The following is a 21,755-nucleotide window of genomic DNA, read 5'->3' on the forward strand; positions in this document are numbered from 1 at the left end:
GGAGCGGACATGAACTGGCGCAAGGGCGCGGCCGTTGCCGTAGCCATCGGAACGGCGGCGCTGCTGGCCGCTTGTGGGACGAACAACGGTGGAGCTGGGGCAGCCGCTCAAAGCTCTCCCCAGCAGGCGAGCGGTGAGATCGTGTTCTGGTCCTTCCTCAAGGGATCGGATGCCGTTGCGGCGGCCTTCGAGAAGACCCACCCGGGGATCAAGGTGAAGTTCGAGACCCAGGCGGGTGGGCCGGACTACTACACGAAACTGTCGAACGCCGTGAAGTCGGGGGCGGTGCCTGACGTCGCCGTCGCGGAGTACACCCGACTCCCCGAGATCGTGAGTCTCGGCGGCGCGCAGGACCTCACGCCGGCCGCCGGGGCGCTGGTCGAGAAGACGTTCCCCGAGCCCATCCGTCAACTGGTGACGTTGGGGGGCAAGACGTGGGGAGTCCCGCGCGATGCCGCACCGATGCTCTACTACTACCGCAAGGACTTCTTCGCCGCTCACGGCTTGACGCCCGCCACGACGTGGGACGAGTTCCGCGCGCTCGCGGCGAAGGTCGTCAAGGCTGATCGGAAGGCACGAGCTGCGGCCTACCTCAGCGGAGACGCCAACCTTCTCACCGATCTCTCCTGGCAGGCCGGCGCCCATTGGTTCGGCACGGACGGCGATGCCTGGACGGTCAACGTCGACGACGCGGCCTCGAAGAAGGTCGTCAACTACTGGCAGGGCCTCGCCAAGGACCACTTGGTCGGCACCTTCCCGACGTACGCCGACGAGTTCTGGCAGGGTGTCCAGTCCAACAAGGTGGTCGGCTATGTCTGCGCCAGCTGGTGCGCCGGCGGCCTGCAGGCGACGGTTCCCGGCCAGACCGGCAAGTGGGCCGTTGCCGAGTTGCCGAGCTGGGACGGCAAGCCGGCTTCGGCGATGTGGGGTGGCTCCTCGTTCATCATCCCGAAGGGCGCGAAGAACGCGGCTGCGGCGCAGACGTTCATCAACTGGATCACGACCGACCCTACGGGCATCGCGGCGTGGTACGGCTCCGGCACCAGCAGCATGTACCCGGCCTCGCCCGAACTGCTGCCGGTGGCGAAGAAGTCGTTCAACACGAAGTTCTTCGGCGGACAGGACATCTTCGAGGTCGGCACCCGTTCGTACACGGCCGTCACCGGCGGTTGGACCTGGGGCCCGGCGATGTCGGTGACGGACAAGGCCTTGCTCGACCGCATCGGCAAGATCCAGGCCGGGTCACTCGGTGACGCCCTTGCCGGCGTCGATGCGGAGACGACCAAAGCCTTGCAGAGCCGCGGTCTGAATGTCCGGGGTTGAACGCGTCCGATGAGCACCCCGATGATTCGCAGGCAACGCCGAACTGCGGGACTGCTCCTCGGTCCCTATTTCGTCCTTGCCTGCCTCGTGACCCTGGCCCCGTTGGTGTATGCGGCTTGGCTCAGCTTGTTCAGCGATCGGAGCTCCGGGCTGGGATTCGGCGGCGTCGAGCACGTCTTCGTTGGACTCGGCAACTACCTTCGGGCCTTGGGAGACAGCACGTTCCGGGCCGGTTTCGTGACGGTTGCGGCGTACATGTGCCTCTACGTGCCGGTGCTTGTCGTGGCGTCCCTCGCGCTGGCACTGCTGCTCGACTCCGGGCTCGCTTGGGCCCGGAAGGCGATGCAGGCCGCGCTTTTCCTCCCGCACGCAGTGCCGGGGCTCATCGCTGCCCTCATTTGGCTGTACCTGTACACGCCCGGGCTCAGCCCGGTCATCGGGTGGCTGGGCGGCCTCGGGGACAACGGGGGGCCGGCCAACACGGCCCCGCTCGTGTCCGTGATCAACATCGCGGTCTGGCAATGGCTGGGCTACAACGTGGTGATCTTCTATGCCGCGCTGCAGGCCGTCCCGCGTGAGGTGGTCGAAGCGGCCGCTGTGGACGGCGCGAAGACCTGGCAGATCGCGGTACGTATCAAGGCGCCGTTGATCCGGTCCGCGGTCACGATGGCTGCGCTGTTCACCGCGATCGGCGGGGTGCAGTTGTTCACCGAGCCGAAGATCCTCGACCAGGCGTCGGCATCGATCACGAGTACCTGGACGCCGAACATGTTCCTGCAGAGCGCGGCGTTCGACCGCAACGACTTCGGGCTCGCCGCCGCGGCGTCGATCCTCCTCGCCCTGGTGGCAGGCGGAGCGTCGTTCTTCGTGATGCGTCTCGGCCGGAGGGGAGAAGCATGACCCAGCCGACAGTCGCGTGGACGCGGGTGTCCAGGCCGACCTCGGCCGCCGTCCTGGGCGCCCAGTCGGGTCCTGGGCAGACGGCGCCAATGGAACGCCCGAAGGATCGGCCGAACCGCGGCAGAACACGTCCTGCCTGGCTGTCCCGGTCGGTGATCAACGTCGTACTGCTCATCGCTGTGGCCTATGCGCTCCTTCCGCAGGTGTGGCTGGTGATGGCGTCGACGAAGGATCTCCACGACCTCTTCGGTACCAACGGCTTCGCTCCCGGTGCCGGGTTCAACCTCGACGAGAACCTGCGATACCTCTTCCAGGCACAGGACGGGATCTACCTGCGTTGGCTGGGCAACACGGTGCTGTACGCCGGAGGCGGGGCCCTCGCGGCGTCCCTCCTGTGCGTCATGGCGGGCTACGCCTTCGACAAGCTCGAGGTCCCGGGCCGCGAGGCACTCTTCGGCCTGGTCCTGGTCGGCGTGATGATCCCGAGTACGGCGTTGGCGTTGCCGACGTACCTGCTGGCCTCGAAGGTTGGCCTCGCCAACACCTTCCTGGGAGTGTTCATCCCCGGCCTGGTGTTCCCGTTCGGGGTGTACCTGGCCCGGATCTTCAGCGCCGCTTACGTGCCGGACGCCGTGATCGGCGCGAGTCGCGTCGATGGCGCGGGGGAAATGCGGACGTTCTGGTCGGTCGCGTTCCCGATGATGCGACCTGGCTTCGTCACGATTCTGTTGTTCCAGTTCACCGCGATCTGGAACAGCTTCTTCCTGCCGCTCATCATGCTCTCGGACACTCGGCTCTACCCGGTGAATCTCGGTCTGTATGTCTGGAACACGACCGCGATGAGCCAGGGCCGACCAGAGGACTACCTGCTCGCGATCACCGGCTCGCTGGTCGCGATCGTGCCGCTCATCCTGTTGTTCCTTACCCTGCAACGCTTCTGGCGTGCGGGCATGACCGCGGGGGCGATCGATTGAGTGCCAACGGCAACGGGCGCCCCCGGGCCTTGCTCGCGATGGGTAGGACGGTCCGGGACGAGCTGTTCGGTCCCGACGACGTACGCCGCCTCAACAGTCTCGTCAACCTCCGTCCGGGGCACGCGGTGCAGGACTTCGCGACGGTGCCCGACCTCGGCATGGTCGAGGTGCTGGTGACCGGGTGGGGGTGCCCGCCGGTGGATGCCGGCGTCCTGCGGCGGGCGCCGCGCCTTCGGGCGATCGTCCACACCGGCGGCTCGGTCAAGCATCACGTCACCGATGCTTGCTGGGAGCAAGGGATTGTCGTCTCGTCCGCGGTCGAGGCGAACGCCGTTCCGGTCGCGGAGTACACCCTGGCGGCGATCCTGTTCGGGCAGAAGCGCGTCATCGAGACCAGCAGGCGCTACTGCGAGCTTCGGGAGTCGCGATCGTGGGCGTCGTCGTACGCCGGCTTCGGCAACTACCGACGGGTCGTGGGGATCGTAGGTGCGTCGCGGATCGGCCGCAGGGTCATCGAACTGCTCGCACCGTTCGACCTCGAGGTGCAACTGGCCGACCCGTACGTCGATCGCGAGGACGCCGACCGCCTCGGCGTCCGGCTCGTCGAACTCGACGAGCTGCTCGCGGCGTCCGACACCGTCTCCCTGCATGTCCCGAGCCTGCCCGAGACGCGACACCTGCTGAACGATCGGCGGCTTGCCCTGATGCGCGACGGCGCCACGCTGATCAACACGGCCAGGGGTGCCGTGGTCGACGGTGCCGCACTCACTCGCGAGCTGATCTCGCGACGTCTGCACGCGGTCATCGATGTCACCGAGCCCGAGCCACTTCCGGCGGACTCGCCGCTCTACGACCTGCCGAACGTGTTGCTCACCCCGCACATCGCGGGCTCGCTGGGCAACGAACTGCGCCGTCTCGTCGACCACAGCCTCGACGAACTGGAGCGGTGGACCCAGGGCAACCCCTTCGCGTCCCCGGTCCGGCGCGAGCTACTCAGCACGTCCGCATGACCAAACCCAGATCCAAGGAGCTGTCATGAAGGAATCTCAGCCCAGCAGGCGCGCCGTGCTGCGGGCAAGTGGCGCTACCGGCCTCGCGCTTGCCCTCGGCGCCTGGTCGGGGCAGCACGCTTCCGCGGTGCCCACGCTCGCCAGTACCCCCACGACGACGGTGACCGACCTCGGTCCCGGTCTGCTCCAGTTCTCCCTGATGAGTTCTGTGGTCGTCGGTGACTACGCCTACATCGGTTCACGGAACGTCGAGCCCGCGCGGGTCGTCGCGTTCCACCTGCCGACGCACAAGGTCGTGGCACGCACCGACGTACCGACTGGTTACACGATCCAGGCGATGGCTGCCGATCCGACGGGGCGCTACCTGTACTTCGGCGTACTCCAGAAGGACGGAGGTCCGCAGAACAACCTCTACCGGTGGGACCTCGGCGATCTCACCAAGCCGGCCACGTCGATCGGGCGGATGGGTGATCGGGACGTGCGCGACATCACCGTCGCGCCGGACGGCGTGGTGTTCGCGGTAGGTGGCGGCAGCCCGACCGCGCCGGCGCTGTGGGAGTACAGCCCCGCGACGGGCCTGGTGTCCAACCGCGGCATCCCGGCCCCTTCGTCCACCCTCGCTCGGGCAGTCGCGGCAACCAGGACGACGGTGTTCTTCGGCGGGGGCAGCACGTTGGGTGGCGGCGGCAACGCCAGCCGGGCGTCGCTGTTCGCGTACGACCGGGCGGCCGCTACCTTCGCCGACGTGACGCCTGACGAGATGGTGGGCGACCCGAGCATGCGCGAGCTCGCCGTGATCGGCGACCGACTCGTCGCGGGTTCGGCCGGGGCCACCTCGCCCGCGAAGATCGCGATCATGGACCTCGCCGGGCTCTCGTCGTACCGGCTCACCACGCTGACCGGGGCGGTCACCAAGATGTACGCCGCGCACGGTGACACCGTCTACTACGCCGCGACCGACACGCTCGAGTCGATCTCGTTGTCCACCGCCCGGATCTCACCGGTGCCGTACGACGGTCCGTCGCTCGGGGAGATCTGGGGCGTCGACGTCCGCGGCGACACGGTGGTCGCCGTCTCGGGCTACGGCTTCGTCGCGGAGGTGACTCCGGCAACCGGCGCGTACGTCGTGACCGACCTGGGCGAGGCCGGTGCGCCGGTCGACGCTCAAGCGGTCATGGGCATCGCCGCCGGCGGGGGGTACGCCTACGTGGGCGGGAACGGCGCCATGGCCCGCCACAGCCTGTCGACCGGCGAGGTCCTGAACCTGCGCATGCCGGGTGAGGCCAAGGACGCTGAGGTTCTGGACGGCATCCTGTACACCGGCCAGTACAACTCGATGGGCATCTGGCGCTACGACCCTCGCGACGGACAGGCCCCACGCCAGGCCGCGCACTTTCCCACCGACCAGAACCGTCCGCTGGACACGCAATGGGACCCGGTGAACCGGCTTCTGCTCGTGGCCGTGCAGCGCGACACCGAGGGCGGGGGCGCCCTGTGGACGTACGACCCGAGGACCGGAGCGGCGGCGAACGTCCAGAACCCGATCGACGCCGCCCAGCTGGTCCGCGCGGTCGCGACCCGCGACGGCATCGCCTACCTCGGTGGGGACAACGCGCAGCCGACGGGACCTCGTGGCACGGTGGTTGCCTTCGATCCTGTACGCCGGAAGGAGTTGTGGCGTCTCGAGACCAACCAGGGCTACGGAATCGGCTCCCTGGTCGTGCACGGACGCTACCTGTACGGGATGGCGCTGAAGGGTGGCTTCTTCGTCATCGACCTCGAGCTCCGGAAGGTCGTCCACACGGCGAACCTCAGGCCGGTCTGCCCACAGTGGTCGGCGATGCTGCTGAACCGCGGGCGGATCTACGCGGTGTCGGACACCACGCTGATGAGGTTCGATCCGAAGACTTTCGCGATGGAGGTCGTCGTACCGCAGCTGAACGGCGGCTGGTACAGCGGCTGCCACGTCAACAGTGACGAAGCCGGCCGGCTCTACACGCTGCGCGGCCGGAACCTCGTCGTGATCGACGATCGTCCCTGACCCACTGTCTGTTCTTCGGTACGGCCGATCCTCAACGAGGAGTGAAGATGAACGATTCGAGCTCGATCACACGACGCCGCGCCCTCCAGCTCGCGGCGGCCGCGGCGGTTGCCGCGGGCACCACAGTCACGGCCGGCGGCCCGGCGCGGGCAGTCGGGCAGCGCGAGTCCACGGAGGTCACCGACCTCGGGCCGGGAGTGAGCAAGTTCGCGCTCATGAGCGGCGTGCTGGTCGGCGACACCTTCTACATCGGTTCACGCAATCTCGATCCGCCCCACGTGATCGGCTACCACCTTCCGACCCGGAAGGTCGTCTCGCGTGCGGACCTGACGTCCGGCTACAGCATCCAGGCACTCGCGGCCGACCCCTCGGGACGCTACCTCTACGCGGGCGTTCTGCAGGACGCCGCCGGGCCACCGAACCTGCACCGCATCGATCTCACCGACCCCGGGACGGCGCAGCCGGTGGGCCGGACAGGCGAACGCGACATCCGTGATCTTGCGGTGGCGCCCGACGGCGTCGTCTACGCGGTCGGCGGCGACGGCGGTACGATCGCGCCCGCGCTCTGGGAGTACGACCCGGCCACCGGCCTGGTCCGCAGTCTCGGCGTACCCGATGCCAATGCGACGCTCGCGCAGGCGGTAGCGGCGACTGACGCGACAGTGTTCTTCGGAGCCGGAAGCATCCTCGCCGGTGGCGGCGGCGCGAGCCACGCGACGCTGTTCGCCCTCGACCGCGCGACGGGTTCGTTCACCTCTGTTCTGCCCGCGGCGTTCGCAACCGCGGTGTCCGTGACCGACCTCCAGGTTCTCGGGGACCGGCTCGCAGTCGGGCTCAAAGGCCCCGGCAAGTCGGTACTGATGATGCTGGGCAACCTGTCGTCGTACGAGACGATCCCGCGGACCGGCATCCTCTTCCAGGCATCCGGCGACACCATCTACTTCGCCAACAACCCCAACGTCTACGCATACTCCACGGTGACCAAGAAGGTCACCACCGTGCAGGACGGGCAGGACCTCGGCACCACCTGGGGCCTCGGCGTGCACGACGGCACCGTGGTCAGCGTGTCCGACTACGGCTTCGTCGCGACCATCGACCCGGTCGCGCGCTCGGTGTCGTTCACCGATCTCGGTGAGGCGGGCGCGCCGGCCGATCCGCAGCTCGCCATGGGCATCGAGGCAGGAGCGGGTTACGCGTACGTCGGTGGTACCGGAGTGGTCGCGCGGCACGCGTTGGACAGCGGAGCGGTCGTCAACCTGCAGCTGCCTGGCGAGGCCAAGGACGGCGTTGTCGTCGACGGCGTTCTCTTCACCGGGCAGTACAACAACCAGGGCTTGTGGTCGTACGACCCTGCTGGCGCCGGGCCTGCTCGCGTGGCCGGCTTTCCCACCGGGCAGAACAGGCCCCTCGACGTCTGCTGGGATGCCGTCAACCGCCTCGTCCTGGTCGGGGTGCAGTCGGACACCAATGCGGGTGGCTGCTTCGCCGCGTACGACGTGGCGCTGCGGCAGGTGCGGACCTGGGTCAACCCGATCGACTCTCTCCAGATGGTTCGGGCGGTGGCGACCCGCAACGGTCTCGCCTTCCTCGGCGGCGACAACATCTATGCAGGCGGCCCCCGCAGTACGGTCGTCGCCTTCGATCCGCTGACGGGAACGGAGCAGTGGCGGCTCGACCCCGGGGCGCCGTACGGGATCGCCGCACTCGCCGTACAAAGCCACTATCTGTACTGCCTGCACCGCCAGGCGAGCGGCCTGACGGTCATCGATCTCGAGACGCGATCGGTCGTTCATCGCACCGACCTGAGCGCCGTCTGCACCGACTTCGGAGCACTCGTCACCAACCGAGGCGTCGTCTACGGAGTCTCGGACACCACGGTGTTCCAGATCGATCCGTCGAGCTTCGCCGTCCGCGTGGTCGTTGCCGACATCAACGGTGGGTGGTACAGCGGCCCGCACATCACCAACGACGAACAGGGCATGCTGTACACGATGCGCGACCGCAACCTGGTCCGCATCAACGACCGAGCCCCAGCCGCTCGTTGAGGTCGACGCTGTTTGGCCAGGCGCCTGTGACCGCCGGTGACCAGCCTGATCCGCGTCGACGGCGCGCTGTGGACACAGAGGGATCCACCGCGCGCCGTCAGCCGGGTCACAGTTGTTCGATGATGATGTCGTCGTCGTAGACCACGACGTCGGGTCCTCCGGTGGGGTAGCCGGGGAAGTTGGCGGGGTTCCAGTTCGGCCGATAGATGCCGAGATGGAAGTACGGCGCCAGGTCCTGGTGGTAGTTGTTCGGTCCCGGGTGACTGAGAACCTGTGTGCCGTTCAGCGACGCGGTCACCAGGCCGTCGGAATCCGGTGTCGACCAGGTGATGTTGAAGTCCCAGTGGCTCCAGGCGCCGAAGGCGCAGGCGCCGAGATCGAAAGATGTACTGACCACAGTGGTTGGGTCTACAAGGTGATGGATGCGGACCTGCCAGTAGTCCTGAATGACGGCCAGCTGGATCGGGGGATTGGTGTCGGCCCCGTTGACCAGCTTGTAGCCGTGCCATTGTGCGGTAATCGTCCCTGCGGAGAAGGGCGTCCAGTTCGCGGGAAGGTACGTCGAGAGCCGGAAGCGGAACTGCCCGTAGCCGAACGTTCGGAGCGCCACCTCGGAGCGGTAGGACTGCCCGTCGTCGGGGATGGTGAAGCGGGCAGCCGGGTTCTGCGCGTCCGTCGGGCCAGCGACGACGCCCATGGTGCCGTTGCCGTTCAGCCCGGTGAGTGGCCAGCTGGACAGGTTGCCGGAGGAGAAGTCGTCGGAAAAGACGACCGTACTGTCAGGTCGCGGGCGAACCCGTTGGGTGGCGGTGTGGGCCGGAGCGGCGAGGCCGATCGCCGCGGACGCGCGGAACAGGGTTCGTCGTGACATCGATGGGAGTGGACGGGCGGCGAGTGGTCCGGACGGAGGGAGCGGCATTGGATCCTCCTCGAAGGTTCAGCAAGGTGGCTGGTCGATCTTTGGATTCCTTCAGCGGTTCACGGACTGACGCGTGGATCCGGCAAGGCAGCGGTTGCCGGCCTCGACGATCGCGACGATGTCGAGGATCTCGGTGGTCGGGACTGTCGGGCGGTGGTTGCGGCCGGCGGCGATCAAGGCGGTGAGCAGGCCGGTGAGCATGGGTTCTCCGGCAACGATCTCGAACGACTCCTCGCCGGTTGCGAAGCGCAGCCGGCCGGCCGTGACCGGCTCCCACTCTGCGGGGCCGGAGAGTCGGGCCTGGCGGTCGTCGGGCCAGGTGAGGGTCAGTACGCCATCATCGAGTCCGACGGTTTCGCAGCCGGGGCCGAGGGCGGCGACGGCGAGGTCGACCAAGTGGACGCCGTACCAGGAGAGACCTGGATGACCGGGCTGGGTCGGGAGTGGGCCGCTCAGGTCTGCCGTGAGGACGGGCTCGGAGCGCAGGCTGCGCTGGAATTCGTGGGTGAACCTCTTCGGTGAGCCTGCCAGTACGAGAGCACCGGCGGCGGCGTCGAGCATGCCGCGTGCCTCGGCAGAGGTCATTGCGAACCTGGTGTCGACATAGACGGGTTTGCCGAAGTGGGCGACTCGATGGAAGAGGTCAGCGTGCGTTCGCGCGTCTGCTTCGACGATCAGGATCACGTCGGATAGTTCTGCCACCTGTTCCGGGGTGTCGAGCAGTGGCACGCCGAGTTCGGCCAATGTCTGGGAGTTGGGGGCGCCGCGGCTGCTGAGCGGGAAGTCCTCGCGGGGTTCTGCGGACCAGGCCCCGGCCACTTGCCCGCCGTCCACGGTTCCGGCGGCAAGCAATTTGGTGAACGAGATGGCATGGGGTGAGTCGGTGCCGACGAGCCCGAAGCGGACGGGGTTCATCCTTTGACTCCGGTCGCCGCGATGCCGGCCACAATGTGGCGTTGCAGTATTACGAAGATCAGCAGGCACGGCAGGAAGCTGATCAGTGCAGCCGCCATCAGGTTGGACGTGGAGACGGTCTCGGTGTTCAGACTGGCAAGTCCGACGGTGAGGGTCCGAGCCGAGTCGGACTGCCCGACGACCAGCGGCCACAGTAGGTCGTTCCAGTGCCAGAGGAACAGGAAGATCGCCAGGGTGGCGATGACGGGCCGGATCAGCGGCAGCACGATCGACACGAATGTGCGCCATTCGCCCGCACCGTCGACCCGCGCGGCGTCGAAGAGTTCGTTGGGCAGTTCGCGGATGAACTGGCGGATCAGGAAAACCGCCTGAGCATTGGCCAGGGTCGGCAGGATCAGGCCCCACAGGGTGTTCACGCCGCCGACGTGAGCGACCAGGACGAAGGTGGGGATCAAGGTGGTCTGTACCGGCACCATCAAGGTCGCGACGATCGACCACAGTACGACGTTGCGACCGGGGAATCGCTTGCGGGCCAGGGCGTACGCCGCCATCGACGACGTGAACAGGATCACCACGACCGAGATGGCCGAGTAGCAGAACGAGTTGAGCAGCCAGCGGGGAAACGATCCGAGCCGGAGGATCCGCACGAGGTTGTCGAAAGTGAGCTCGCGCGGCCAGGCGTTCGGGATGGTCGGCGCATCCTGCGGTGACAGGGCGAGGATCACGACGGCGATCAGCGGGGCGACCGTGAACAAGGAAGCGACACAGAGGAGCGTCATCAATCCGGCCCGCGGAGGTCTCCGTCCGGCCGCGGCCCGACGTACCTTGGCGGCGGGCCGGCGTGCCGGTCTCGTGGCTGCTTGCAGAGTCTGTGTCATGCCGTTTCCTTCTCCTCGAGCCAGCGCCGCTGGAGGATCGACAGGACGAGGACGATGAGGAACAGCGCGACGCCGATCGCGGCGGCGTACCCGAAGTCGAGGAACTTGAAGCCCGCGTCGTAGAGGAAGTAGGTGATGCTGAAGCTCGCCCGGGCCGGTCCGCCGCCGGTCATCACGTAGATCGTGTCGAAGACCTGGAAGCCGATGATCGTCTCCATCACCAGCACGAAGAAGAACACCGGCTTCAGCAGCGGCAACGTGATCCGGAGGAAGACCTGGCGCGGCGATGCGCCGTCGAGGACCGCGGCCTCGTAGACCTCCGCCGGTTGCGCCTTCAGGCCGGCGAGGAAGACGAGCATCGAGTATCCGAAGCCCTTCCAGACCGAGACGACCGCCAGACTCGCCAGCACCAGCAACTGTTTCCCGGTCAGGAAATGCACGGGTCCCAACTGGAGCTCGTGGAGGGCCGCGTTCACCGGGCCGTCGGTCCGGAAGATCCAGGACCAGACGATTCCGGCGAGTACGAACGAACAGAGGTAGGGGACGAACAGCAGGGCTCGGAAGATCCCGGTCGCGCCGCCTGCCACGGCATTGAGCAGCATGGCGCCGCCGAGCGACACGACGATCGTGGCCGGCACGAACAGGGCGACGTACAGGAACGTGACGCCGACCGAGTGCCAGAAGTTCGCGTCGGCCAGGAGTCGCGCGTAGTTGTCGCCGCCGATGAATGTCACGTCGCCGTTCAGCCGGTACCGCGTGAGGCTCATGCCGGCGGCACCGAGGATCGGGATGAACTTGAACGCGCCGAAGATCACCAGAACGGGCAGCAGGAACAAGAGACCGGTGATCGCCTCACGACGTCGTGACGGTGTTTGGGTGGACATGGTGACCCTCTCGGCTCGTCAGGACTGTTGCAGCGCCGTACGTGCTTCGGTGGCGGCCTGCTTGAGGGCTTCCTCGGGGGTGACATCTCCACGGAGGGCGGCCTGGACGTGCGGTGCGAGGATCGTCATCACCTGACGCGACGCAGGTGACGGCTCACCGGGATTCGCATTCGCCAGGGCGGCCCGCATCGCCGTCAGGTCCGGTGTCGACTTGTCGAGCTGCACGTCTCTGCGGGTCGGGAAGTTGCCTGCAGCCCCTATCAGGGACTTCTGGAACGTGGGCGAACTGAGGTACTCGAGGACCTGGTACGCCGCGGCGCGGTTCTTGCTCTTGTTGATCGAGGTCAGGGCGAGCAGACCGGGACCGCCGTACGTGACGGGTGCCTTCCCGGCGATCGGCCGGCCCAGGACCACGGTCTGCTTGCCGAGCGCTGCGCGGAGCTGGCCGAGCTCGGGCAACGAGGTCAGCTGCCGGAGCCCGACCTTGCCCGCGGCCATCGGCGAGCCTTCGATCGCGACCCCCTCGGTCGCCGCGTCAGCCGGCAGCCCACCGGCCTTCTTCAGGTCGACGAGGAACTGCAGTGCGGCAACGCCTTGCGGTGAGTCGAAGGCGACGTCCTTGCCGTCCTGACTAAAGATTCGCCCGCCCGCCTGCCAGACGAGGGGATAGAACGACATGTTCAATGTCTGCTCGGGGTTTCCGGCATAGTCCATGACGGCCACGCCCCGGCGCGCCAGGACCGGCGCCGCCGCCTTGATGTCGGACCAGGTACGCGGGAGCGCGACGCCCGCGTCGGTGAAGACCTTGGTGTTGTAGGCGGTGGTGAAGATGTTCTGGAAGATCGGTACGCCGTAGGTCTTGCCGCCGAAGGTCGCCGCCCGCAGAGAGCCCGGGTAGAACCGACCGCGCGACGCGGAGACGGCGTCGTCAACGGGGAGCAAGCCGCCCACCTTGAGGTACGTCGCTGCTTGGTCGGGCGTGATGAGGACGATGTCGGGGCCGGAGCCGGCGGCGAGTGCGGCGGAGATCTGTGCGTCGCGCTTGTCGAAGGTCTGCAGCTGGATCTCCAGGTGCGTGCCAGGATGTGCCTTCTCGAAGCTCTGCGTCGCGTCCTGCCAGAACTTCTTGCTGGCGGCCGGATCCTTGATGACCGGGTACATCCAGAGGACCACCTTGCCGTTTGCATCTCCCGGCGAGTTCTCGCCGGAGGTGCAGCCGGTGAGGCTGAGTGCCGTGGCCACGACGGCTGTCGCGGCCACGAAGAGGCGTCGTTTCACGTGGCTCTCCTTGCCTTGGGCAACTGCGGAGTTCAGCAGTTCGAGGGTGTGCTGGTGTCGGGGGCTGACGGTGGAAGGGGCCAGCAGTGGATCGCCCTCGCGGTGCATCCAGTCGAGGAGCAGCCGGGCGAGTGAGCGGACGGTTTCCTGGTGGTCCGGTTCGTCGGCCAGGTTCGTCGTTTCCGCAGGATCTGCGGTGAGGTCGTAGAGCTCGAGCGGAGCAGTCGATCCGACTGCCGGCCCGGCCAACGCGGCGGGGGTGCTCCGATGTATCCACGACTGGGTCGGGTCCATTGCCTGTGGGGCGTTGGAGAAGTTGGCGATCAGTTTGAACTCAGGGGTCCGCACTGATCTGCGGGGGTCGTAGTAGATGTGGTGGGTGAGTTGCCCGAGGACCGCGCGTGCGGTGTCGTTGCGGCCCTCGACGAGGCCGGTCAGGCTGGAGCCGCTGACGCCGTCGACCGGGTGATCGATCAGGTCGAACAGGGTGGGTACGACGTCGACATGGCTGACCTGCGTACGGACGCGGGTGCCTTGCCAGGCGGGCCGTCCCGGCGCCCGGATCATCAAGGCGACCTCCAGGCCAGGGTCGTACAGGGTGCACTTGGCGCGCGGCAATGCCAGCCCGTGATCGGTGGTGAAGACCACGATCGTGTCGTCGCGAAGCCCGGAGCTGTCGAGGGCGGTGAGGATCCGCCCTACGCCATCGTCCAACCGCCGTACGGCGCCCTGCAGTTCCGCGATCTCCTCGTGCGCGCCCGGATCGTCGCGCAGGAATGCCGGCACCGACACCCCCAGGCTGCTGTCCGGCCGGATGTCCGGCCCGAGGAACCCCATCACGCCCGGACGGTCACGGTCGGACGGCGACCGGTGCGGTTCGTGGAACCCGACCTGCAGATACCACGGTTCGTCGCTCCGGGCCGACGCCTGCACCGACTCGATCGCACGGTCGGCGACGGTGGTGTGGTGGTGGTCGGTGCGGACCCGGTCGAAGCCGAGACGCCGGGCGACCTCGACGTCAGGCAGGGTGCGTGATTCGTGGTGGACGCCGATGAGTTCGGTGCGATACCCGGCCGTCCGGAGCCGCCGCGCGAGATGGATCGACGGGTCGTTCAGGTCCCAGTCGAACGGGCTGTGCGTCAGGCCGAGCACACCGTTGCGTTGTGGGTACGTGCCGGTGAACAGGGCTGCTCGGGCGGGGCTACAGTGCGGCGCGGCCGAGAAGGCCAGGTCGAAGACGGCGGATTCCGCTGCCAGACGGTCGAGGCTAGGGGTGTGTACGGTCGGTACGCCGTAGCAGCCGAGGAACCGCCCCAGGTCGTGGCAGTGGATGAAGAGGATGTTGGGCCTCATCGTGGCTCAGGCCATTCTCGCGAGTGCGGCGGGGGTGACCGCGTGCTCGAGCGGCCGGCCATCGAGGTGCCGGCGGATCTCGTCGATGACGATCTGCCCCGCGCGGAGGCGTGATTCGCGGGTCGCGCCCGCGACGTGCGGTGAGACGAGCACGTTCGGGAGCCGGGTCCAGCGATCGCCGGCCGGGAGCGGTTCGCTGTCGAACACGTCCAGGGCCGCATCCAGCCGCCCTGACGAGACCTCGTCGTACAAGGCGTCCAGGTCGATGATCGAGGCACGGGCGGTGTTGACGACCCCGGCGCCGTCCGGCAGCAGGGCGAGCGCGTGCGCGTCGATCAGGTGGTGCGTCTCGGGAATGCCCGGTGCGTGGATCGAGAGTACGTCGGTGCGCGGCAGCAGGGTCGCGAGATCGGCCGCGTACGGCGCCAGCGGGTCCCCGGGTGGCAGGTAAGGATCGTAGACGCGGACCTCCGCGCCCAGGGCACGGACCGCCGCGATGTAGGCACGGCCCGTTCGGGACGCGCCGACGACCGTAACCCTGGCTCCACGGAGCTCCCGGGCGCGAGGGATCTTCCTGGCGCGCTCCCAGCCGCCCTTTCTCCGGAGGCCATGATCCAGGCGGGGGACGCGTCGCAGGAGTGCCAGGGAGTAAGTGAGCGCCAGTTCGGCGACGGCCGGCGCCATCGCGTCGCCTGCCTGCGAGATCGGGATGCCGCGCTGCCAGAAGTCGGGTCCGGTGATCGACCTCAACGACGACGCCGCATGTGCGACGAACCGCAGCCGCGGCGCCAGTGCGAGCCGGTCGGCGGTGATACATGGGAATCCCCAGGCCGACACGAGGATCTCCACCCGGGCCATCGTCTTCCCGAACGCACCGAGGTCCTGGAGTGCAGCCGTGGTGGTGACGCGGACGCGGCCCAGTTCGTCGAGCGCCTGCCGTGCGGTCGCCGGGAAGAAGGCGCCTCGCTCGGGCTCGTCGACCGCGAGCAGGATGCCTGGCCCGCCCGCGAGATCCGTTCCGCAGTGTGTCTCCATAAATCGAGACGGTATGCACCATCATTCCTTTTGTCAATGACCGAAGTAAGCCATAATGATTCTGTGAACTCGACTCGGACCCGGGTAGGAAGCAAGCAGTTGATTCGTGAGATCAACGAGGCACTGGTCCTCGACGCCGTCCGCTCCGGCGGCGTGATCTCACGCTCGGCGATCGTGCGGTCGACCGGCCTGAGTGCCGCCACGGTGACCGGTATCGCCGGTCGCCTCGTCGGGCTCGGCCTGCTAACCGAGGTGGACGAGCTCCGCGGCACCGGCGGCCGGCCGGCCCGGCTGCTCGGCCTCGGCCGGGAGGCCGTGTTCGCCGTCGGGGTGCGGCTGTCGGCCGACGCCGTACTGGCTGTTCTCGTCGACCTGCACGGCGACGTCGTGGCGCGACAAGACGAGCGCCTCGCCGCGCTGGATGTGGACACCGCCGTGCGGACGATCACCCGGGCCGTGAAAGGCGTCTCGAAAAGCGTTGGAAACAAGGTGATCGGAATCGGCGTCGCGGTGTCGGGCGTCGTCGATCGAGCCGGCGGCGTGGTCCGCCACTCGGGATCGCTCGGCTGGGAGGACGTTGGCTTCGCAGCGCAACTCGGGACGGCGCTCGACCTGCCGGTGACCGTGGACAGTTATGCGAACAGCTTCGCGAACGGTCTGCTCCAGTACGGCACGGAGTTCAGTGGTCGCGACCTCGTCGTCTACAGCATCGGCGTGAGCCTCGGTGCAGCCGTCGTCGTCGCGGGCCGCATCCACCGAGGGCACAACGGCACCGCCGGCGGTTTCGCGCATACCCGTGTCTTCGCTGCCGGAGCCCCCTCGCGGCCGTGCCACTGTGGATCCTCGGACTGCTTGGAGGCGTGGGCGTCGCGCTGGGGGATGGAGCGCGAGGCGCAACGTAACGAGCTGTCGTGGAACGACGTGACCAAGGCCACCTCGCCGGTCAGAGCACGGATCGTCGAGGCGGCGGCCGGCAGGTTGGCGCTGGGCATCGCCGCATCCTCGAAGGCACTCGGCCCGGAGACGATCGTGATCGCGACCACTCTGGAGGCCGACCTGCCGGAACTCGCGACGGCAACGATCGCCCGTCTCCAGGCGGAGTACGAACACGAACCGTATCCCGCACCGGCGATGCATCACGCCGCCGCCGACGGCGAGACCCTGGCCAGGGGTGTCGCCTACGAGGTGCTCGACGGCGTCTTCAGTCCTTTTCGGTGAGTTCGCCGAAGCGCTCTCTGTTCGGTCTCCTGACCGACCCGGGCCCGCGGGGCGACGGTGCGTCCTGCGAATACGTCGACGTGTCGCCACGGAGACGCAGGCCACCTCGGCGACCTGACGCAACGTCGTCCGCTAGGCCCGAGACGGTCTCATCGGATCAGGACGTCTTCAGGGAGATGTCGTCGAGCAGGAAGTCGGTCTGCTCACCCTGATCTTCGTCGCTGACGAAGCGCAGGGTGACTGTGTGCCCCGCGAATCGGCTGAGATCGATCACCCGGTGCGCATAGGACGGGACCTTGTCAGTGTTGTACCAGGTGTAGACCGTTGCGCTCTGGTTGCCGTCGATCACCTGTAGGGCGAGGCTGTCGGGTTTGGCCGCGGTCGGCTCCGCGCTGTTGATCCGCAGGTAGAAGCCCAGCAGGCTGGTTCCCTTCGCCGGTACCGCGACCGTTTGGCTCAACGTGTCCTCGTTCGGTACTCCGTTGCCGCCCATCCACGCGTAGTACCTGCCGGAGTGGGCGGGATAGTAGCCGAACGTCCCCACGACACCACCAGTCCAGCTCCACCCCGCGCCCTGGTCTTCCAGCCCCCCGTTGACCACGGACTCGCGGCGCTTCACATCGCGGTAGTCGATCGTGTGCTCGTACAGGACGTCGCGAGCCTTCCTGCCCACCGAGAGGCCGGACTTGGCCCGATCGACGTTGAACCATTCATCGAACGTGTCGGAGGCGTAGTTGTCCATGTTCACAAGGGTCTTCTGCGGGCCGCCATCGACGTCGCGCCACAGCGCGATCATCGCGCCGGCGATCCTTCCCTCGACCGCGTCGCCGTTGTCCGGGTTCGATCTGGCCGGTGCCTGGGTGGTGTCCTGGAAGCCCGTCTGCATGAGGTCCATCCAGTCGGTCACGTTGTAGTAGTAGCGGCCGTCGCCCATGGCGTAGCCGGCCACGGCGTTCGCGAAGCCCTCGGTCCACGCGCACATCGCACCGGTCGCGCGGTGCAGAGAGTGCGGCGATGGGCAGTCGCCTGCCGGCCAGTACCAGTTGTAGAGCAGGTGCTGGAGGTTGTGTCCAGCCTCGTGAACGACGGGGTGGCGGGCGTCGGGCATCGCATCGGTCAGGAACGCCGCGCGGATCGCCGGGTCGGTGTTGTAGTACCCCCCGTTGGTGTTGCCGGGCGCCCACCGGGCCTTCAGCTTGGAGCAGTTGGTCGTCTCCGCGGCGGTCCAGCACTGAGTGCCCGATCCACGCATCGCGTAGATGTTGTTGATGACGTCAAAGGCATCGAAGGCCCGCATGTGCAGGGCGTCAGGCGTAGTGGTGCCGAAGGCCTGCGTGGTTCCCGCCGGTACGTCGGTCAGTGGTGCGACCGCTACGACGTACGGGTTGTCGCCCGTCATGTCGGTGACCTCCCACCAGTTGGTGCGAGTCGAGAACTGCACCCACAGCCGAGCCAACGGCGGGCCCGAGTGTTTGAAACAGAGCGCATAGCTGCCGTCGGCCGCGCTGGTGACGCCCGTAGCGAGAGTGGTGGTCGTGGAGTCCGGAGTGGCCTGGCCGACCGCACTGACAGCGAAGCGGCGGCCTGGGTGCCAGACCCCGTCGTACGTGGCGTAGTTCAGTGTGCCGGTGGCGCAGATCTCATCCGGCGCCGCGGCGGTGCGAGGGGTCTGTGCGGCTTTGCGTTGCGGTACAAGCGAGCCGTTGGTGTAGCGGCCCGCGGATCGGGTACCGACGGCCGCGTCCTTCGAACTCGCGGCGGTCGTGCCGACGGTGATCTCTTCGGTCGCGTGGGCGCTGCGCTCCTCGGCCGGTGCGGCGAGGTCGGTCAGGTCGGCCTGGATCTGGGCAGGGCCGGTCACGTCCGCGGCTACCGTGAAGGTCACCGTACGGCCGGACTTGCCGAGCGAGAGCGCACTGGTCGCGACAGTGTCGAGGCCTCGCGTGCGTGGCGTGGAGAAACCAGGGGAGGTGATCCGCAGGCCTTGCGGCAGGCGAATCGCGAGCTCGGCTCGCGGGATGTCGACCTCGGATCGCAGGATGACCGTGGCCGTCGCGGTTTCACCGACGGCGGGCACCCGGTCCAGAGCGACGGTAGCGCTGACGCAACGGGTCGGCGACTCGTCGTACTTGCTGGCCGGCGGCGCGAGCGTGCACGCCGATTGGGGAGCCTGTGGATCAAGCGCCTGTGCGGCGTGGCCGGCCTGTGGGACAAGTCCCATGGCGAGCGCCGTGACGAGGATTGCGGCGGATTGTCTGAGCTGCCGACGCGTGAGGTGACAGAGTGGAGACATGGAGGCCTTCCGGGGACTCGGCGCAGCACCGACGGTGTGCGCAGGCGGGTGAATCCAGGGACCAACGAAGCCGGGCACACGTTCTGTCGCCGGCTCGGATCGAGATGCCTGCCACGAAGTGGCTCAATCGATTAAGAGGACGCTAGGGGTGCCTCGTCCGGGCAACAAGGAGCTGGGCATACGCACTCACGAATGCCCCCATTCGCAACTGATGGACCGGATCGTCAGGTCGAGTCGCTCAGCCGGGCCATTCGGCAGTTGCGCGGACCAGGGCGGTGAACGCGTCTTCCGGTGGGGTCAGAATGCGGTCGGCGCGGCGGACGAGCGAGACCTTACGGAGCGGCGGGGCTGGGCTGATGTCGAGGCACACCAGGAAGCCGACTTCGACCTCACGGCGTACGACGTGCTCGGACAGGACGGCCAGGCCGAGTCCTTGCTGCACGGCCTCCTTGACTGTGTCCGAGCCCCACAGGTCCCAAGTCTCGACCTGATCCAGGCCCCAGGCGCGTAGGGACTGCTCCTGCAGCCTTCGGGTCGCCGATCCCGGCTCTCGCAGCAGGAAGCGACTCGTGGCGATGTCGGCCGCGGTAATCGGGCGATCCTGCAGCGCGAAACCGGCCGGCGCCACCAGGACCATGTCCTCGGTCAGCACGGGTTCGCTGCGCAGCGCCTCGGCCGTCGGGGTGGCTGCGCACAGCCCGAGGCCGACCTCGCCCGCCAGCAGCCACGACTCGACCGTGTCCTCGTTCCCGACCCGGATCTGGCACGACACCTTGGGTGCGCGGGTCGTGAACTCGCTGATCAGCCGCGGCAGCAGATAGGTGCCCAGGGTCGTGGTTCCGGCCACCACGAGCTGCCCGGTGTCGAGCCCGCGGTACCCGGCGGTCGCGTGCTCGAGCCGGTCCAGCATGGCGAGAACCTCGCGCGCATGCCCCACCACGACCGCGCCCGCGGGGGTGGGCTGCGCGCCGTGCGGACCGCGCTGGACCAGGCTCACGCCGAGGCTTCGCTCCAGTTGCCGGATGTGGTTGGAAACGGCCGGCTGGCTCATGTAGAGCGACTTCGCCGCCGCGGAGAAGCTGCCTTCGTCGACGACGCGCACCAGGATCTCCAGCTGGGTGATACTGAACATCGGCCGCCTTTCGTGCGAGAACGCGGCCATCGTCGCACGAGGAGGTGAAGCCGGAACAGACTCCGAGCGTCCGTTTTCCGGCGTCGTCGTCAATATCTGATGCAGGCCGAGCGGAGGTCGGTGTAGAAGTTCCAGACGTCGGGCGAGCACTCCGGTGCGCCGAGCTGGGAGGCCTTGGCGCCCATGTGTGGCAGGTGGGAGTATGCGCCCACGCCGGGGCGGTTCACGTGCAGCATGCCCGCCTGGAAGTCCTGCAGGGCCTGGAACATCAGCGCGGGGTTCTGGGTGAAGATCGTTCCGGACATGCCGTACTTCACCGAGTTGCTGATCCGCATCGCGTCGTCGTACCCGTCGCAGGTGATGACCGACAGGACGGGCCCGAAGACTTCCTCCTGGGCGAGTTCGGAGTTCCAGGCGACGTTGTCGAGCAGGGTCGGCTGGACGAAGTACCCCGGGGTGGCGAGTTCGGCTGCCCCGCCGCCGGCAAGCACTTCGGCGCCGTCGGCAACTGCCTGCTCGATCGCGTGCAGGCAGGCCTGGTGCCGCTCGTCGTTGACGACCGGGCCGATGTCGGCGTCCGGCTGGTCGCCAGGCCCGATCTTCATGGCGCGGACCCGCGGAGCCAGCCGGGCCATCAGCTCGTCGTGTACGGCGCGGTCGACGATGACTCGGCTGGTGGCCGAGCAGCGTTGTCCTGACTGGCCGTAGGCGCCGTGGATGATGGCGTCGCAGGCTGCGTCGAGGTCGGCGTCGGCCAGGACGATGAGCGCGTTCTTGCCGCCGAGTTCGAGCTGGGTGCGCAGGAGGCGCCCGGCGCCGGCCCGGTTGATGGCCTGGCCAACGGGTAGCGATCCGGTGAAGGAGATGCCGGCGATCCGCTCGTCGCCGACGAGTGCCTCGCCGGCCTCGCGGTCGCCCTGCACGAGATTCAGTACGCCGGCCGGTACGCCCGCGTCGTGGAACGCCTGGACGAGCAGGGCAGCCGTCAGCGGGGTCAGCGGGGACGGCTTGAGGACCGCCGTACATCCGGAGAGCAGGGCCGGGGCGACCTTCCAGATCGGGATGGTGAGCGGGAAGTTCCACGGCGTGATCAGTCCGACGACGCCGATCGGGCGCCGGAAGGTCAGCACGATCGTCCGCGGCTCCTCGGCTGCGGTGGTCTCGCCGTTCATCCGGCGGGCCTCGCCCACGTGGAAGTCGAGGATCGCGAGCCCGCGGGTCACTTCGCCGCGGGCCTCGCTCAGCCGCTTGCCCTGCTCACGGGTGATCGCCGCGGCGAGGTCGTCGATGCGATCCTCGATCAGCCGGGACGCCCTGGCGAGGACCTTGGCCCGCTCGATGGGGCCGATCGCGTCCCACGCCGGCTGGGCCGCCTCGGCGGCGTCGACCGCGGCGGTGACGTCGGCCGTGACGGACTCGGTGAACTCTCCGATCAGGTCGTCGGTGTCGGCGGGGTTGAGGTTCGGGCGGGTGTGTCCATCGCTGCTCAGTGTCCACGTCCCGTTGACGTAGTTGAGCAGGTGGTCCGCCCGGACCTTGAAGTCGAGGCTCACTAGG

General features: G+C 67.9%; 16 protein-coding genes. 7 read left to right on the plus strand and 9 right to left on the minus strand.

Features of this window, described 5'->3' with window-relative positions; all coding sequences use genetic code 11:
* The first annotated feature begins 9 nt into the window (after positions 1–9).
* Genes JOF29_RS35405 through JOF29_RS35430 form a run of 6 tightly spaced genes read left to right on the plus strand, consistent with a single transcriptional unit; the run spans position 10 to position 8,293 of the window.
* Complete coding sequence (locus JOF29_RS35405; protein ID WP_209698712.1) at positions 10–1,323, plus strand: ABC transporter substrate-binding protein; 1,314 nt, start codon at positions 10–12, stop codon at positions 1,321–1,323.
* 9 nt (positions 1,324–1,332) lie between these two features.
* Complete coding sequence (locus tag JOF29_RS35410; protein ID WP_245359774.1) at positions 1,333–2,223, plus strand: carbohydrate ABC transporter permease; 891 nt, start codon at positions 1,333–1,335, stop codon at positions 2,221–2,223.
* Entirely contained in the window at positions 2,220–3,197 is a 978-nt protein-coding gene (locus JOF29_RS35415; RefSeq protein WP_245359776.1) for a carbohydrate ABC transporter permease, read from the plus strand. Before JOF29_RS35410 ends, JOF29_RS35415 begins: the two co-directional genes overlap by 4 nt.
* Before the next feature lie 38 nt (positions 3,198–3,235).
* Positions 3,236–4,207 carry a hydroxyacid dehydrogenase gene (locus tag JOF29_RS35420; RefSeq protein WP_209698713.1) on the plus strand — a complete coding sequence of 324 codons (972 nt, stop codon included), beginning with the start codon at positions 3,236–3,238 and terminating at the stop codon, positions 4,205–4,207.
* Between the two features lie 25 nt (positions 4,208–4,232).
* Positions 4,233–6,248, plus strand: coding sequence for an NHL repeat-containing protein (locus JOF29_RS35425; protein WP_209698714.1), 2,016 nt, complete (start codon positions 4,233–4,235; stop codon positions 6,246–6,248).
* A gap of 47 nt (positions 6,249–6,295) precedes the next feature.
* Positions 6,296–8,293: an outer membrane protein assembly factor BamB family protein gene (locus tag JOF29_RS35430; RefSeq protein WP_209698715.1), complete on the plus strand. Its 1,998-nt coding sequence runs from the start codon at positions 6,296–6,298 to the stop codon at positions 8,291–8,293.
* A gap of 106 nt (positions 8,294–8,399) precedes the next feature.
* On the opposite strand, the gene JOF29_RS35435 is transcribed toward JOF29_RS35430, so the two are convergent.
* The 6 genes from JOF29_RS35435 to JOF29_RS35465 all read right to left on the minus strand — a co-directional run bounded on the left by JOF29_RS35435 (position 8,400) and on the right by JOF29_RS35465 (position 15,555).
* Complete coding sequence (locus JOF29_RS35435; protein ID WP_209698716.1) at positions 8,400–9,164, minus strand: polysaccharide lyase family 20 protein; 765 nt, start codon at positions 9,162–9,164, stop codon at positions 8,400–8,402.
* 99 nt (positions 9,165–9,263) lie between these two features.
* Positions 9,264–10,127 carry a Gfo/Idh/MocA family oxidoreductase gene (locus JOF29_RS35440; RefSeq protein WP_209698717.1) on the minus strand — a complete coding sequence of 288 codons (864 nt, stop codon included), beginning with the start codon at positions 10,125–10,127 and terminating at the stop codon, positions 9,264–9,266.
* Complete coding sequence (locus JOF29_RS35445) at positions 10,124–11,005, minus strand: carbohydrate ABC transporter permease (RefSeq protein WP_245359778.1); 882 nt, start codon at positions 11,003–11,005, stop codon at positions 10,124–10,126. Before JOF29_RS35445 ends, JOF29_RS35440 begins: the two co-directional genes overlap by 4 nt.
* Entirely contained in the window at positions 11,002–11,889 is an 888-nt protein-coding gene (locus JOF29_RS35450) for a carbohydrate ABC transporter permease (protein ID WP_209698718.1), read from the minus strand. Before JOF29_RS35450 ends, JOF29_RS35445 begins: the two co-directional genes overlap by 4 nt.
* Positions 11,890–11,907: 18 nt before the next feature.
* Entirely contained in the window at positions 11,908–14,520 is a 2,613-nt protein-coding gene (locus tag JOF29_RS44035) for an extracellular solute-binding protein (RefSeq protein WP_245359780.1), read from the minus strand.
* Between the two features lie 6 nt (positions 14,521–14,526).
* A complete protein-coding gene (locus JOF29_RS35465) occupies positions 14,527–15,555 on the minus strand; it encodes a hydroxyacid dehydrogenase (protein WP_209698719.1) in 1,029 nt (342 codons plus the stop codon).
* 63 nt (positions 15,556–15,618) lie between these two features.
* On the opposite strand from JOF29_RS35465, the gene JOF29_RS35470 reads away from it, so the two are divergent.
* Positions 15,619–16,773 carry an ROK family transcriptional regulator gene (locus JOF29_RS35470; RefSeq protein WP_209698720.1) on the plus strand — a complete coding sequence of 385 codons (1,155 nt, stop codon included), beginning with the start codon at positions 15,619–15,621 and terminating at the stop codon, positions 16,771–16,773.
* 157 nt (positions 16,774–16,930) lie between these two features.
* Here JOF29_RS35470 and JOF29_RS35475 read toward each other — a convergent pair whose 3' ends face one another.
* The 3 genes from JOF29_RS35475 to JOF29_RS35485 all read right to left on the minus strand — a co-directional run bounded on the left by JOF29_RS35475 (position 16,931) and on the right by JOF29_RS35485 (position 21,751).
* Positions 16,931–18,994: a hypothetical protein gene (locus tag JOF29_RS35475; protein ID WP_209698721.1), complete on the minus strand. Its 2,064-nt coding sequence runs from the start codon at positions 18,992–18,994 to the stop codon at positions 16,931–16,933.
* Positions 18,995–19,304: 310 nt separating this feature from the next.
* The gene (locus tag JOF29_RS35480) at positions 19,305–20,198 is read right to left on the minus strand and encodes a LysR substrate-binding domain-containing protein (RefSeq protein WP_209698722.1); all 894 of its coding nucleotides are present in this window, start codon (positions 20,196–20,198) and stop codon (positions 19,305–19,307) included.
* 89 nt (positions 20,199–20,287) lie between these two features.
* On the minus strand, positions 20,288–21,751 hold the full coding sequence (locus tag JOF29_RS35485; RefSeq protein ID WP_209698723.1) for an aldehyde dehydrogenase family protein: 1,464 nt from the start codon (positions 21,749–21,751) through the stop codon (positions 20,288–20,290).
* Positions 21,752–21,755 lie beyond the last annotated feature (4 nt).

The organism is Kribbella aluminosa (assembly GCF_017876295.1).
GTDB classification, from domain to species: domain Bacteria; phylum Actinomycetota; class Actinomycetes; order Propionibacteriales; family Kribbellaceae; genus Kribbella; species Kribbella aluminosa.

Excerpts from the sequence above, each read along its gene's own strand:
- JOF29_RS35405 (WP_209698712.1), top strand. The coding sequence starts at position 10 with ATGAACTGGCGCAAGGGCGCGGCCGTTGCCGTAGCCATCGGAACGGCG.
- JOF29_RS35410 (WP_245359774.1), top strand. The coding sequence starts at position 1,333 with ATGAGCACCCCGATGATTCGCAGGCAACGCCGAACTGCGGGACTGCTC.
- JOF29_RS35415 (WP_245359776.1), top strand. The coding sequence starts at position 2,220 with ATGACCCAGCCGACAGTCGCGTGGACGCGGGTGTCCAGGCCGACCTCG.
- JOF29_RS35420 (WP_209698713.1), top strand. The coding sequence starts at position 3,236 with ATGGGTAGGACGGTCCGGGACGAGCTGTTCGGTCCCGACGACGTACGC.
- JOF29_RS35425 (WP_209698714.1), top strand. The coding sequence starts at position 4,233 with ATGAAGGAATCTCAGCCCAGCAGGCGCGCCGTGCTGCGGGCAAGTGGC.
- JOF29_RS35430 (WP_209698715.1), top strand. The coding sequence starts at position 6,296 with ATGAACGATTCGAGCTCGATCACACGACGCCGCGCCCTCCAGCTCGCG.
- JOF29_RS35435 (WP_209698716.1), bottom strand. The coding sequence starts at position 9,164 with ATGTCACGACGAACCCTGTTCCGCGCGTCCGCGGCGATCGGCCTCGCC.
- JOF29_RS35440 (WP_209698717.1), bottom strand. The coding sequence starts at position 10,127 with ATGAACCCCGTCCGCTTCGGGCTCGTCGGCACCGACTCACCCCATGCC.
- JOF29_RS35445 (WP_245359778.1), bottom strand. The coding sequence starts at position 11,005 with ATGACACAGACTCTGCAAGCAGCCACGAGACCGGCACGCCGGCCCGCC.
- JOF29_RS35450 (WP_209698718.1), bottom strand. The coding sequence starts at position 11,889 with ATGTCCACCCAAACACCGTCACGACGTCGTGAGGCGATCACCGGTCTC.
- JOF29_RS44035 (WP_245359780.1), bottom strand. The coding sequence starts at position 14,520 with ATGAGGCCCAACATCCTCTTCATCCACTGCCACGACCTGGGGCGGTTC.
- JOF29_RS35465 (WP_209698719.1), bottom strand. The coding sequence starts at position 15,555 with ATGGAGACACACTGCGGAACGGATCTCGCGGGCGGGCCAGGCATCCTG.
- JOF29_RS35475 (WP_209698721.1), bottom strand. The coding sequence starts at position 18,994 with ATGGGACTTGTCCCACAGGCCGGCCACGCCGCACAGGCGCTTGATCCA.
- JOF29_RS35480 (WP_209698722.1), bottom strand. The coding sequence starts at position 20,198 with ATGTTCAGTATCACCCAGCTGGAGATCCTGGTGCGCGTCGTCGACGAA.